14 protein-coding genes and 2 pseudogenes are annotated in these 12,488 nt (G+C 50.3%); 6 read left to right on the forward strand and 10 right to left on the reverse strand.

Features of this window, described 5'->3' with window-relative positions; translation table 11 throughout:
- The 6 genes and pseudogenes from BGK49_RS25025 to yqhD form a co-directional block, all read right to left on the reverse strand.
- A partial coding sequence (locus BGK49_RS25025; RefSeq protein ID WP_047664789.1) for an IS1 family transposase occupies nt 1-165 on the reverse strand: 165 nt, incomplete at its 3' end.
- A gap of 28 nt (nt 166-193) precedes the next feature.
- Nucleotides 194-631 carry a hypothetical protein gene (locus BGK49_RS02150; protein ID WP_001255442.1) on the reverse strand — a complete coding sequence of 146 codons (438 nt, stop codon included), beginning with the start codon at nt 629-631 and terminating at the stop codon, nt 194-196.
- 78 nt (nt 632-709) lie between these two features.
- Complete coding sequence (gene yqhH / locus BGK49_RS02155; RefSeq protein ID WP_000848528.1) at nt 710-967, reverse strand: lipoprotein YqhH; 258 nt, start codon at nt 965-967, stop codon at nt 710-712.
- A gap of 50 nt (nt 968-1,017) precedes the next feature.
- A complete protein-coding gene (locus BGK49_RS02160; protein ID WP_000691638.1) occupies nt 1,018-1,944 on the reverse strand; it encodes a YqhG/Tai3 family protein in 927 nt (308 codons plus the stop codon).
- Between the two features lie 199 nt (nt 1,945-2,143).
- Nucleotides 2,144-2,971, reverse strand: a pseudogene (gene dkgA, locus BGK49_RS02165) (2,5-didehydrogluconate reductase DkgA).
- 104 nt (nt 2,972-3,075) lie between these two features.
- The gene (yqhD, locus tag BGK49_RS02170) at nt 3,076-4,239 is read right to left on the reverse strand and encodes an alcohol dehydrogenase (RefSeq protein WP_001058816.1); all 1,164 of its coding nucleotides are present in this window, start codon (nt 4,237-4,239) and stop codon (nt 3,076-3,078) included.
- A gap of 193 nt (nt 4,240-4,432) precedes the next feature.
- Here yqhD and yqhC point away from each other — a divergent pair, with 193 nt between their 5' ends.
- Complete coding sequence (gene yqhC, locus BGK49_RS02180) at nt 4,433-5,332, forward strand: DNA-binding transcriptional regulator YqhC (RefSeq protein ID WP_001298382.1); 900 nt, start codon at nt 4,433-4,435, stop codon at nt 5,330-5,332.
- 39 nt (nt 5,333-5,371) lie between these two features.
- Here yqhC and yghB read toward each other — a convergent pair whose 3' ends face one another.
- A complete protein-coding gene (gene yghB / locus BGK49_RS02185; RefSeq protein WP_000268431.1) occupies nt 5,372-6,031 on the reverse strand; it encodes a DedA family general envelope maintenance protein YghB in 660 nt (219 codons plus the stop codon).
- Between the two features lie 139 nt (nt 6,032-6,170).
- Nucleotides 6,171-7,358: a cystathionine beta-lyase gene (gene metC, locus BGK49_RS02190; RefSeq protein ID WP_001320425.1), complete on the reverse strand. Its 1,188-nt coding sequence runs from the start codon at nt 7,356-7,358 to the stop codon at nt 6,171-6,173.
- Nucleotides 7,359-7,609: 251 nt separating this feature from the next.
- Here metC and exbB point away from each other — a divergent pair, with 251 nt between their 5' ends.
- Both exbB and exbD read left to right on the forward strand, forming a co-directional pair.
- Nucleotides 7,610-8,344: a tol-pal system-associated acyl-CoA thioesterase gene (exbB, locus tag BGK49_RS02200; RefSeq protein WP_000527839.1), complete on the forward strand. Its 735-nt coding sequence runs from the start codon at nt 7,610-7,612 to the stop codon at nt 8,342-8,344.
- A 6-nt stretch (nt 8,345-8,350) separates the two neighbouring features.
- Nucleotides 8,351-8,776 (forward strand): TonB system transport protein ExbD, encoded by a 426-nt coding sequence (exbD, locus tag BGK49_RS02205; RefSeq protein ID WP_001240712.1) that lies wholly within the window; start codon nt 8,351-8,353, stop codon nt 8,774-8,776.
- A 271-nt stretch (nt 8,777-9,047) separates the two neighbouring features.
- On the opposite strand, the gene yghA is transcribed toward exbD, so the two are convergent.
- Complete coding sequence (gene yghA / locus BGK49_RS02210) at nt 9,048-9,932, reverse strand: NADP(+)-dependent aldehyde reductase (RefSeq protein WP_000018771.1); 885 nt, start codon at nt 9,930-9,932, stop codon at nt 9,048-9,050.
- Nucleotides 9,933-10,122: 190 nt separating this feature from the next.
- Between yghA and BGK49_RS02215 the strand changes: the two genes are divergently transcribed.
- Complete coding sequence (locus BGK49_RS02215; protein WP_000439331.1) at nt 10,123-10,617, forward strand: TIGR00645 family protein; 495 nt, start codon at nt 10,123-10,125, stop codon at nt 10,615-10,617.
- 39 nt (nt 10,618-10,656) lie between these two features.
- Here the strand turns inward: BGK49_RS02215 and gpr are convergent, their stop codons facing one another.
- Nucleotides 10,657-11,697: an L-glyceraldehyde 3-phosphate reductase gene (gpr, locus tag BGK49_RS02220; protein ID WP_000262152.1), complete on the reverse strand. Its 1,041-nt coding sequence runs from the start codon at nt 11,695-11,697 to the stop codon at nt 10,657-10,659.
- Nucleotides 11,698-11,852: 155 nt separating this feature from the next.
- Here gpr and yghX point away from each other — a divergent pair.
- Nucleotides 11,853-12,269: pseudogene (yghX, locus tag BGK49_RS02225) on the forward strand (YghX family hydrolase); the annotation flags it as partial.
- 54 nt (nt 12,270-12,323) lie between these two features.
- Nucleotides 12,324-12,488, forward strand: a 165-nt coding sequence (locus BGK49_RS25030) for an IS1 family transposase (RefSeq protein WP_047664789.1), incomplete at its 3' end; no start/stop codon positions are given.

Below are 12,488 nucleotides of genomic sequence, written 5' to 3' on the forward strand. Positions count from 1 at the left end.
TTTCTGGTGCGTACCGGGCTGAGAGGCGGTGTAAGTGAACTGTAGTTGCCATGTTTTACGGCAATGAGAGCAGAGATAGCGCTGATGTCCGGCAGTGCTTTTGCCGTTACGCACCACGCCTTCAGTAGCGGAGCAGGAAGGACATCTGATGGAAATGGAAGCCACGCAAGCACCTTAAAATCACCATCATACACTAAATCAGTAAGTTGGCAGCATTACCACCGTCATCGATGTCTTCTATTAGCCAACGATGATTATCATTTTCACGAACCAGCATTAGCCCCAGTAACCGGTGGATATCTGTGCGATTTTGTTTGATAACCAGCTGCAACAGTACATGCGTTCGGCCGCCATTTAGGTGTGTGCTTTGGATTATTTCTGCAGAAACGAAAGCGTCATCGACACAGCGACACAAAAGATTATTATTCAGCCAGGGTGTCATTTTGCCAGGAGTAGCGCTCATATTACTTCGCAAATCGAGACTGAATTCATCGGTTATTGGTATATCGTCATTACTGGTCAATGGTTGGTACAAACGTTCTATCGCTTCATTAATCGATTCTTTGCACAACACGTTTCCGCTGAAGCCACAGAACAGCAGAATAAAAAAACAGGTGTGCCAGCGTCGCATAATCATGTCCTTATGTTTGGCTTTTTTTAGCAAACAGCCTATAACCCGGCAACTGACATGCTGCCGGGGATTTTTTTATCATTCTGCGTACATACGCAAGCAGCGCAGGCAATCAAAATAGTCCTGTGCATCAAGACGCGTATTGGCTCTGTTAGCTTCGGATTTGGCAGCATAGATTTGTGGGCGTAGTGCTTTCATATCCTGCTCAAGCCGGGCGATTTTGGCATTTAATGTTTGCACATTGCTCGCCAGCTGATTGACCTTTTGCTCATTGACGCAGCCACTGAGCAAGCAGGTTGCCAGAACAACAGCTCCCACGGTGAAAATCGTTTTCATATAGTGTTCCCTTTTATTTATTGTTCCGGCTAATTGTTATTTAATTCAGCTCATTGCTTTAATCTGGCGGCAGTTTTTGCCTCAATCTGCTTAAGTAGGCTGCCGCTGTTCGGGCGGATAAAATCAGCGATTTCCCACTTGCCTTCGCGCCGCTGTAAAACCAGTTCTTGCTCTTCGTTGTTGCCATTGGTCAGCGTAAAACGAACATGAATGCGGGCGGAATCGGCGGTTTTCTCCAGGACTCGAATTTCATCAACGCGTGAAAATAGCGACTCTTCGCCAAAACAGATCGGATTGTCGTAAATAAATTGCCGTTCTATTTGCATATCTTCATCGGGATTATTGGCCGTCTTGAAGGTGGTTTTATAGAAGGCATTAACCGCCTGGCGGTAAGAGTCGGAAACCACCCACGTCCACGGCCAGCTATAATCAGCAATATGTTCAAAGAGTTCGGCAACAAAGGCTTCCGGCTGTTCTTTTTGCAACGAAGCTAAAGCGGCCAGCGTTTTTTCATTCTCGCTATTAACTGCTTGTAAGACGCTGCCATGATTGCTGACAATATCGTCAATGACCCAACGACCATTTTCCGCCACCATTTTCAGTGTCTGCGTGGTCTTTTCTTTATCATCTTTAAAGATACGAAAGCGCACAACGGCATCGGCATGATCGGCGTCAGTTTGGGTTATCGCAACGCTTTCTAGCACCAGATCGCCAAAATCCTGACAATCACAAACCGGATCATAATCCAGCCAGCCAATATTGCCCGGCAGCGTAAGATTGTCGTTCAGGGTAAGCGCCTGTTGAATACGCGCTGAAGTTATCGCCCGCTCTCCGGTTTCACCGAAATAAGGCGTACTGGCATCTGATTTATAGTTCTGATAAATCTGCCGGACTGTTTGTTCTACGGTCTGTGAAGGAGGCTGCGCGTGTACGGTAAAACTTGCCAGGGCTGCTAAAAACAGAAGTATTATTTTCATCTGTTTTTCACCTCTCCGTTGCGTTTATCCCGGATATAGATGAGTTGTTCTTTTAAGAGCTTCCGGCTCTGCATGATGATGTCCTTATATTTGGCATTCCTGAACAAGGAAGAGTAACAACGGGCGGGACGCGAGGGGAATAAATGATTTCTGAAAAGTCCGGTAGCGGAACATTACCGCCACCGGGAGAATTTGCATGTTAGCCGCCGAACTGGTCAGGATCGGGACCGAGACGCTTGCCCTGATCGAGTTTTGCAATTTCGCCGAGTTCGTCTTTGTCGAGACGGAAATCCCAGACATCAAAGTTTTCGGCAATACGTGAAGGTGTGACCGATTTCGGGATCACCACCAGGCCGCTATCCAGATGCCAGCGGATAACAATCTGCGCCGGGGTTTTGCCGTATTTATCTGCCAGATCGCGAATGACTTTCTGATCGAAAACGCCTTTCCCTCCTTGCGCTAATGGGCTCTAGGATTCGGTCTGGATTTTGTGTGTCGCGTTCCAGGCGTGTAGCTGGCGTTGTTGCATCAGCGGATGAAGTTCGATCTGGTTTATCACAGGCGTCACGCCAGTTTCATCAATCAGGCGTTGCAGGTGATGGATCTGGAAGTTGCACACGCCGATGCTTTTGATTAATCCCTCTTTTTGCAATTCGATCATGCCTTTCCATGCTTCGACATAATGGTCGATAGCGGGAACGGGCCAGTGCATTAAGTAGAGGTCGATATAATCAAGCTGGAGTTTTTTCAGGCTGTCGAGCAGGGCTTCGCGGGGGCGCTTGTGGTCGTCGTTCCACAGCTTAGTGGTGATGAACAGTTCTTCTCTGTTGACTGAGGCATTTTTCAGGGCTTTGCCGACACCTTCTTCGTTCTTGTAGGCCGCGGCGGTATCAATCGAGCGATAACCCACTTCTAACGCTTTTTGAATGGCGGTGATTACTTCCTCATTACTTGCTTGCCAGACGCCCAGTCCCAGCTGGGGCATGACATTGCCATCCTGTAGCTTAATAACGGTTGGATTAGCCATACGTTCCTCCTTTATATGACCTCACCGGAGCAGGCTCCGGTGAGGTGTTGTGAACTTAAGTCTGGACGAAATGCCCGAAAACGAAAGTTTGAGGCGTAAAAAGCTTAGCGGGCGGCTTCGTATATACGGCGGCTGACATCCAACGTAATGTCATGATTTTCGCCCAGTTGGGTCATGCCGTGCTCTTCCAGTTTTTTCAGCAAAGCCGGGATGGAGCTGCCGTCCAGACCGTAGTCGGAGAGGTGGGTCGGCACGCCTAATTGCTCAAAGAAATTGCGGGTTGCGGCAATCGCGGCGTCAATACGCTCATCGTCGGAACCTTCAGTGATGTTCCAGACGCGTTCAGCATATTGCAGCAGCTTAGCGCGCTTGGTATCGCGTTTTTCATTCCACAGTGCAGGCAGGACGATAGCCAGTGTTTGCGCGTGATCCAGACCGTGCATCGCAGTCAGTTCGTGGCCCAGCATATGCGTTGCCCAGTCCTGCGGTACGCCAGCGCCAATCAAACAGTTCAGCGCCTGCGTTGCCGCCCACATGACGTTGGCGCGCACATCGTAGTTTTCTGGCTTTTTCAGGGCGTTCGGACCATCTTCGATCAGCGTCAGCAAAATGCCTTCTGCGAAACGGTCCTGAATTTTGGCATCAACCGGTTTGGTAACATACTGTTCCACGGTGTGTACAAAGGCGTCCACTACGCCGTTAGCCACCTGACGCGGCGGCAGGGTGTAGGTATAAACCGGATCGAGCACGGCAAATACCGGCTGAACATGGGCAGAATGGAACGCCTGCTTGTCGCCAGTGGTTTTACGGGAGATCACCGCGCCTGCGTTGGATTCTGAACCGGTTGCTGGCAGCGTCAGCACACAGCCCATCGGGATGGCGCTTTTAATCTCTTTACCGCCCGTTTGCAGAATGTGCCACGGATCGATATTTTCCGGATAGTTAGCCGCTGCGGCGATAAATTTGGTGCCGTCCAGTACAGAACCGCCGCCAACCGCCAGCAGGAAAGTCACTTTCTGTTCGCGAACCAGTTTCACGGCGTTCATCAGCGTTTCATAAGCCGGGTTTGGCTCAATACCGCCAAATTCCAGCACGTCCATGCCTTTCAGGGCATCCAGAACTTGATCGAGAACGCCGGTTTTTTTCACGCTGCCGCCACCGTAGGTAATCAATACGCGAGCATCGTGAGGAATTTGTTCGCGTAAACCAGCGATTGCGCCTTTACCAAACAGAATGCGGGTTGGGGTGTGCAGATTAAAGTTGTTCATTACTTGCTCCCTTTGCTGGGCCAATATGAGGGCAGAGAACGATCTGCCTGATGTTTTTCATTGTGATCGCCAGCGCCCTGGCTCTCAATGCTCATTTCTGCCAATGTCTTGCCTATTTCTCCAGAGTGCTGGAGAAATGCTACAAAATTGCGCACAATCAAATTGCCGCATTATTCCTAAGAAATTACGCGATATGAAACGTGAAGAGATTTGCCGCTTGCTGGCGGATAAAGTTAATAAACTGAAAAATAAAGAAAATAGTTTGTCAGAACTGTTGCCCGATGTGCGTTTGTTGTATGGCGAGACGCCTTTCGCACGTACACCGGTGATGTACGAGCCTGGCATCATAATTCTCTTTTCCGGGCATAAAATCGGTTATATCAATGAACGCGTGTTTCGTTATGATGCCAATGAATACCTGCTGCTGACGGTGCCGTTGCCGTTTGAGTGCGAAACCTATGCCACGTCAGAGGTGCCGCTGGCAGGGTTGCGTCTCAATGTCGATATTTTGCAGTTACAGGAACTGTTGATGGACATTGGCGAAGATGAGCATTTCCAGCCGTCGATGGCAGCCAGCGGGATTAACTCCGCCACGTTATCAGAAGAGATTTTATGCGCGGCGGAGCGGTTACTCGACGTGATGGAGCGACCACTGGATGCGCGTATTCTCGGCAAACAGATCATCCGCGAAATTCTGTACTACGTGCTGACCGGACCTTGCGGCGGCGCGTTACTGGCGCTGGTCAGTCGCCAGACTCACTTCAGTCTGATTAGCCGCGTGCTGAAACGGATTGAGAATAAATACACCGAAAACCTGAGCGTCGAGCAACTGGCGGCAGAAGCCAACATGAGCGTATCGGCGTTCCACCATAATTTTAAGTCTGTCACCAGCACCTCGCCGTTGCAGTATTTGAAGAATTACCGTCTGCATAAGGCGCGGATGATGATCATCCATGACGGCATGAAGGCCAGCGCAGCAGCGATGCGCGTCGGCTATGAAAGCGCATCGCAATTTAGCCGTGAGTTTAAACGTTACTTCGGTGTGACGCCGGGGGAAGATGCGGCAAGAATGCGGGCGATGCAGGGGAATTAAATACGTTCCCGGTACAGCAGCCGGGAACGGGGAAAATCGTCAGGCGTTACAGTATTTTTTTTTAATCACCACAAACAGCATGCCTAACAAGCCAGCGGTTAACAAGGCAATTGGCAGGATCATCAGGAACGTCATTACCTGATCTTCATGGCGTTTAACGAACGGAATCATACTTAAGGCATAGCCAAAACTGGTTACCACGCTGACCCACAGCAATCCACTTAACCAGTTGAAAAACTGGAAGCGGCGGTTTGGCAGACCGGAAATTCCCGCCATGGTTGGCAGCAGCGTACGGACAAATGCAAGAAAACGTCCAGCCAGCAGCGCCAGCAGACCGTGGCGGTCAAACATGCAGGTGGCGCGCTGGTGATATTTAGCAGGAAGCTGTGCCAGCCAGCCTTTCACCGTTTTGGTATTCCCTAACCAGCGCCCCTGAATATAACTTAGCCAGCAGCCCAGACTTGCTGCGGCGGTCAGAATCGTAATCGTAGGCAGAAAATCCATAACCCCCTGGGCAATCAATGCGCCTGCCAGTATCAACAAGCTGTCGCCTGGCAAAAATGAGGCGGGCAGCAGGCCGTTTTCTAAAAACAGCGTGGCAAACATGACAAAGTAAACAACGCTAACAATATGAGGATCCGCCAGCGCGGCAAAGTCGTGTTGCCAGAGCGCAGCGATGATATCTTGAATAACAGCCATGGACTTTCCTGTGGAACAGCGTTTAAGCCTTTATCTGCCTATTGTACTCCTGATTCGTCCGGGACGCCTTGATCCGGGACGCAACAATTTAAGACTTTTCACAATTAAATGTCTGCAAAATTGTCCAAAAGTGGCAATGTTATACAATTCGCGCAAAACCGGCGTCCAGATCGGCAATCAGATCGTCGACATCTTCCAGACCAATATGCAGGCGAATCAAGGTCCCGCTAAAATCGATCTCGCCTTGTGGGCGAATGGCGGCGATATGTTCTGGTTGATTCGCCAGGATCAACGATTCATACCCGCCCCACGAGTAGGCCATGCTGAATAAACTGAAGTTATCCAGATAGTTCGCCAGCTCTTCATTACTGAGTTTTTTCTTAAGCACAAAGGAAAACAGCCCGCTGCTACCTGTAAAGTCTCGTTTCCAGAATTCGTGTCCTTTACTGCCAGGCAGAGCAGGGTGGTTAACTCGCGCTACTTGCGGATGTTCTGCCAGCCATTCAGCCACTTTCAGACTGCTTTCATGATGTTGACGCAAACGCACACCTAATGTGCGCAGGCCACGGCTGGTTATATAGGCGGTATCGGCATCGACCATCTGGCCCATCAGATAGGCGTTTTCCCGTAGCTGCTCCCAGCAACGGGCATTGCACACGGCAGTGCCAATCATCGCATCTGAATGCCCAACCAGATATTTGGTGGCGGCTTGAATAGAAACATCGATGCCAAAATCCAGCGCCTTAAACAGCACACCGGCTGCCCAGGTGTTGTCGATCATAATGATGGCATCCGGCACCACACTGCGTACGGCGGCAACAATCGCCGGAACGTCGTGGACTTCCATGGTGATGGAGCCTGGCGATTCCAGAAACACGATTTTAGTGTTTGGCTGCAGATGCTTAACGATATCGGCACCAATCAGCGGATCAAACCACGATGTCGTTACGCCCAGTTTGCTGAGGATTTTGCTACAGAAATCCTGACTCGGTTCATAGGCAGTGTTGGTCATCAACACATGATCGCCCTGTTCGACAAAAGCAAGAATCGAATTAGCAACCGCTGCCGCCCCGCAGGGAAATAGCGCGCAGCCTGCGCCACCTTCCAGTTCACACATCGCTTGTTGTAAGGAAAAATGGGTTAACGTTCCGCGCCGTCCATAGAACAACTCGCCATTGGCGCGATTGCGCGTCGCGTGCTTTTTGGCTTCCATACTCTCAAATACCAGCGAAGAAGCGCGCTGAATCACGCTATTTACCGCGCCAAGAGTGTATTTTTTGCTGCGTCCTGCATTCACCAGTTGAGTATCAAGCTTTTTGTCCGCCATGTCGGGATTCCTGTTTTTATACGTCTGGATGTCTAAACTAGCATGAATATTCGCGGGCGCATCCTGAAGAATTGGCATAAAGCAGAAAATTTTCGCAAATGGCGTGCTGGTGACTTTTTTACTGCGTAAACGCAAGGAAAAGAAAGCAAAGGTACGGCAGTATGCAAATAGTAATGAGAACGACTATCAATTCGACGTCGTTTTGATATTATTATGCGCAGATTTTGTGACTTGCGTCCTGGAGATACACAGTGGGTAATAATTTAATGCAGACGGACCTTTCCGTCTGGGGTATGTATCAGCACGCCGATATTGTCGTTAAGTGCGTGATGATTGGGCTTATTTTGGCCTCCGTAGTCACCTGGGCAATCTTCTTCAGTAAGAGCGTAGAGTTCTTCAATCAGAAGCGTCGCCTAAAGCGCGAGCAGCAACTGCTGGCTGAAGCGCGTTCCTTAAACCAGGCCAACGATATCGCCGCTGATTTTGGTAGCAAAAGCTTAAGCCTGCATTTGTTCAATGAAGCGCAGAATGAGCTGGAACTGTCAGAAGGCAGCGACGATAACGAAGGTATTAAAGAACGTACCAGCTTCCGTCTGGAGCGTCGGGTCGCCGCAGTGGGTCGTCAAATGGGCCGCGGTAACGGCTATCTGGCAACCATCGGCGCGATTTCTCCGTTCGTTGGTCTGTTTGGTACGGTCTGGGGCATCATGAACAGCTTTATTGGTATCGCGCAAACGCAGACCACTAACCTGGCAGTCGTTGCGCCGGGTATCGCAGAAGCTCTGTTAGCAACGGCAATCGGCCTCGTGGCAGCGATTCCTGCGGTCGTTATCTATAACGTATTTGCACGCCAGATTGGCGGCTTTAAAGCGATGCTGGGTGATGTTGCAGCGCAGGTATTGTTGCTGCAAAGCCGTGACCTGGATCTGGAAGCCAGCGCCGCTGCGCATCCGGTTCGTGTCGCACAAAAATTACGCGCAGGATAATATCCGATGGCAATGCATCTTAACGAAAACCTCGACGATAACGGCGAAATGCATGATATCAACGTGACGCCGTTTATCGACGTGATGTTGGTTCTGCTGATTATCTTTATGGTGGCGGCACCGTTAGCGACGGTAGATGTGAAGGTGAACTTGCCTGCTTCTACCAGCACGCCGCAGCCGCGCCCGGAAAAACCGGTTTATCTGTCGGTGAAGGCAGACAACTCGATGTTTATCGGTAACGATCCGGTCACCGATGAAACAATGATTACGGCGTTGAATGCGTTAACCGAAGGCAAGAAAGACACCACCATCTTCTTCCGAGCGGATAAAACCGTCGATTACGAGACGTTGATGAAGGTAATGGATACGCTGCATCAGGCGGGTTACCTGAAGATAGGTCTGGTCGGCGAAGAAACCGCCAAAGCGAAGTAAAGTAGAATTGCCTGATGCGCTACGCTCATCAGGCCTACAAAATCTATTGCAACATGTTGAATCTTCGTGCGTTTGTAGGCCGGATAAGGCGTTCACGCCGCATCCGGCATTAGGTGCTCAATGCCTGATGCGCTACGCTTATCAGGCCTACAAAATCTATTGCAACATGTTGAATCTTCATGCGTTTGTAGGCGGATAAGGCGTTTTCGCCACATCAGGTAAGAGTGAATTCACAATGATGCCCGGTTGCTTTTCACAACCGGGCATTTTTTTAACCTAAATGCTCGCCGCCGCACACACCGTGCACTTCTGCGGTGACGTAGCTCGACTCCTGACTTGCCAGATAAACATATACAGGGGCCAGTTCCGCCGGTTGCCCCGCACGCTTCATCGGCGTTTGCTGACCAAACTGCGGGATCTTATCCTGCGTTTGTCCGCCGGAAATTTGCAGTGCCGTCCAGATAGGGCCTGGCGCGACAATATTCACCCGAATACCTTTCTCCGCGACCTGTTTTGCCAGGCCACGGCTGTAGTTCAGAATCGCCGCCTTCGTAGCCGCATAGTCCAGTAAATGCGGACTTGGCTGGTATGCCTGGATTGACGAAGTGGTGATGATACTTGCACCTTTCGGTAGCAGGGGGATCGCTTCCTGGGTTAGCCAGAACAGCGCGAAAACGTTAATGGCAAAGGTCTTTTGAAACTGTTCGCTGGTGAGGTCTGCAATATCCGGAATGGCAACCTGTTTCCCGGTGACCAGCGCCATAATATCCAGCCCGCCTAACGCCTTGTGCGCTTCGTGAACCAGCGAACGGGCGAATTTCTCATCGCTTAAATCGCCTGGCAGCAGAACGGCTTTGCGTCCGCATTCTTCAATGATCTTTTTCACATCCTGAGCGTCTTCTTCTTCCACGGGAAGATAACTGATCGCCACGTCAGCCCCTTCACGCGCGTAAGCGATGGCGGCAGCTCGACCTATTCCGGAATCGCCCCCTGTCACCAGTGCTTTACGATCTTTCAGGCGACCGCTACCAACATAGGTTTTCTCGCCGCAATCCGGTACCGGTGTCATCTTCGCTTGGATGCCTGGCGTCGGTTGTTTCTGTTTGGGATATTCACCAGTGTAATACTGCGTAGTCGGGTCTTTTAAATGAGACATTGTTTTTCTCCCTTCAGGTTCAACGTCTTTTAAGGGTAGACGCTCTCGATGCGTTGATAAGGGAACCAGGAAGATCCCTAAACCTCAGAATTATGCGACAAAGGTTTAACGTATATGTTGATTTGCTGTTGCGTGCTGTTTACTCAATTGCGATATACTGTTGCCCGTTTTAACTACACGACAGGAATGTATGGAACGTTTTCTTGAAAATGCAATGTATGCTTCTCGCTGGCTGCTTGCCCCCGTGTACTTTGGCCTTTCGCTGGCGTTAGTTGCCCTGGCGCTGAAGTTCTTCCAGGAGATTATTCACGTACTGCCGAATATCTTCTCGATGGCGGAATCAGATTTGATCCTCGTGTTGCTGTCGCTGGTGGATATGACGCTGGTTGGCGGTTTGCTGGTGATGGTGATGTTTTCCGGTTATGAGAATTTCGTCTCGCAGCTGGATATCTCCGAGAACAAAGAGAAGCTGAACTGGCTGGGGAAAATGGACGCAACGTCGCTGAAAAACAAAGTAGCAGCGTCGATTGTGGCAATTTCTTCCATTCACTTACTGCGCGTCTTTATGGATGCGAAAAATGTCCCGGATAACAAACTGATGTGGTACGTCATTATCCATCTGACGTTTGTGCTCTCTGCATTTGTGATGGGCTATCTTGACCGACTGACTCGTCATAATCACTGATCTGATTCGGGCGCGGTTCGCGCGCCCGTTATTAACAGGTCATTTATCGGAAGACGCCTGCCACAGATTCAGCTCGCCATCGGCGATATGCTGATCAATCTGCGCCAGCTCCTCGGTGCTAAATGTCAGATTATTCAGCGCCTGCACGTTCTCCTCTAGTTGCTCCGCGCGGCTGACACCAATCAATACCGACGTCACGCGATCATCTTTCAGCAACCAGCTTAACGCCATTTGCGCCATTGATTGTCCACGCTGCTGTGCCATTTCATTCAATAAGCGCAGGCTGTTGAGGTTGGCTTCGGTAAGCATTTTCGGCGTCAGACCACGAACTTTATTCCCTTCACGATGCATCCGTGAATCTTGCGGAATGCCGTTGAGATATTTTCCGGTCAGCAATCCCTGAGCCAGAGGAGTAAAGGCAATACAGCCCACGCCGTTATTTTGCAGGGTATCCAGCAGGCCGCTTTTATCCACCCAGCGGTTCAGTAAATTGTACGAAGGTTGATGAATTAAAAGCGGAATTTTCCACTCGTGCAGCAACTCGACCATTTTTTGCGTCCGCTCTGGCGAGTAAGAGGAGATCCCGACATACAGCGCCTTACCGCTTTGTACCGCATGAGCCAGCGCAGAGGCGGTTTCTTCCATCGGCGTATTTTCATCGACGCGATGAGAGTAAAAGATATCGACATACTCAAGCCCCATACGCTTCAGGCTTTGGTCGAGGCTGGCGAGCAGGTATTTACGTGAACCGCCAGAGCCGTAAGGGCCGGGCCACATATCGTAGCCAGCCTTGGTAGAGATAATCAGTTCATCGCGATAAGCGGCAAAATCCTCCCGCAGCAGGCGACCAAAGTTCTCTTCTGCGCTTCCTGGAGGCGGCCCGTAATTGTTGGCTAAATCAAAGTGCGTAATGCCTAAATCAAACGCTTTACGCAGGATTGCACGCTGTGATTCCAGCGCGTTAACGTGACCGAAATTGTGCCATAAACCGAGCGATAACGCGGGCAGGCGTAAACCACTTTTTCCGCAATAGCGGTACTGCATCTGCCCGTAACGTTCGGGATTCGCTAACCAGACCATGACCTCTCCTTTCCACCGTTCAATTTCGAAACAATGTTTCTAGTTTAGCGATTCGCCAGCGCGTATCCCGTAGTCTGGCTCACAGAGTGACGAAAAACTGGGCAAAAACACGCGCTTATGCTTTGCTTAAAAAACACCAGTTGAGGAATGCAACGATGCCGCGTTTAACCGCCAAAGATTTCCCACAAGAGTTGTTGGATTACTACGACTATTACGCTCACGGGAAAATTTCGAAACGTGAGTTCCTCAACCTTGCGGCGAAGTATGCGGTGGGCGGGATGACGGCATTAGCGTTGTTTGATTTGCTCAAGCCAAATTATGCGCTGACGACTCAGGTAGAGTTTACCGACCCGGAGATTGTTGCTGAGTACATCACGTATCCTTCGCCAAATGGTCACGGCGAGGTACGGGGTTATCTGGTGAAACCCGCAAAAATGAGCGGCAAAACGCCAGCCGTGGTGGTGGTGCATGAGAATCGTGGACTGAATCCGTATATCGAAGATGTGGCACGGCGAGTGACGAAGGCGGGGTATATCGCCCTGGCACCTGACGGCTTAAGTTCCGTTGGAGGGGTAATGCTGCCAACTTACTGATTTAGTGTATGATGGTGATTTTAAGGTGCTTGCGTGGCTTCCATTTCCATCAGATGTCCTTCCTGCTCCGCTACTGAAGGCGTGGTGCGTAACGGCAAAAGCACTGCCGGACATCAGCGCTATCTCTGCTCTCATTGCCGTAAAACATGGCAACTACAGTTCACTTACACCGCCTCTCAGCCCGGTACGCACCAGAAA

Source organism: Shigella sp. FC1544 (assembly GCF_001722145.1).
Classification (GTDB): Bacteria; Pseudomonadota; Gammaproteobacteria; order Enterobacterales; family Enterobacteriaceae; genus Escherichia; species Escherichia coli.

Excerpts from the sequence above, each read along its gene's own strand:
- BGK49_RS02150 (WP_001255442.1), bottom strand. The coding sequence starts at position 631 with ATGCGACGCTGGCACACCTGTTTTTTTATTCTGCTGTTCTGTGGCTTC.
- yqhH (WP_000848528.1), bottom strand. The coding sequence starts at position 967 with ATGAAAACGATTTTCACCGTGGGAGCTGTTGTTCTGGCAACCTGCTTG.
- BGK49_RS02160 (WP_000691638.1), bottom strand. The coding sequence starts at position 1,944 with ATGAAAATAATACTTCTGTTTTTAGCAGCCCTGGCAAGTTTTACCGTA.
- yqhD (WP_001058816.1), bottom strand. The coding sequence starts at position 4,239 with ATGAACAACTTTAATCTGCACACCCCAACCCGCATTCTGTTTGGTAAA.
- yqhC (WP_001298382.1), top strand. The coding sequence starts at position 4,433 with ATGAAACGTGAAGAGATTTGCCGCTTGCTGGCGGATAAAGTTAATAAA.
- yghB (WP_000268431.1), bottom strand. The coding sequence starts at position 6,031 with ATGGCTGTTATTCAAGATATCATCGCTGCGCTCTGGCAACACGACTTT.
- metC (WP_001320425.1), bottom strand. The coding sequence starts at position 7,358 with ATGGCGGACAAAAAGCTTGATACTCAACTGGTGAATGCAGGACGCAGC.
- exbD (WP_001240712.1), top strand. The coding sequence starts at position 8,351 with ATGGCAATGCATCTTAACGAAAACCTCGACGATAACGGCGAAATGCAT.
- yghA (WP_000018771.1), bottom strand. The coding sequence starts at position 9,932 with ATGTCTCATTTAAAAGACCCGACTACGCAGTATTACACTGGTGAATAT.
- BGK49_RS02215 (WP_000439331.1), top strand. The coding sequence starts at position 10,123 with ATGGAACGTTTTCTTGAAAATGCAATGTATGCTTCTCGCTGGCTGCTT.
- gpr (WP_000262152.1), bottom strand. The coding sequence starts at position 11,697 with ATGGTCTGGTTAGCGAATCCCGAACGTTACGGGCAGATGCAGTACCGC.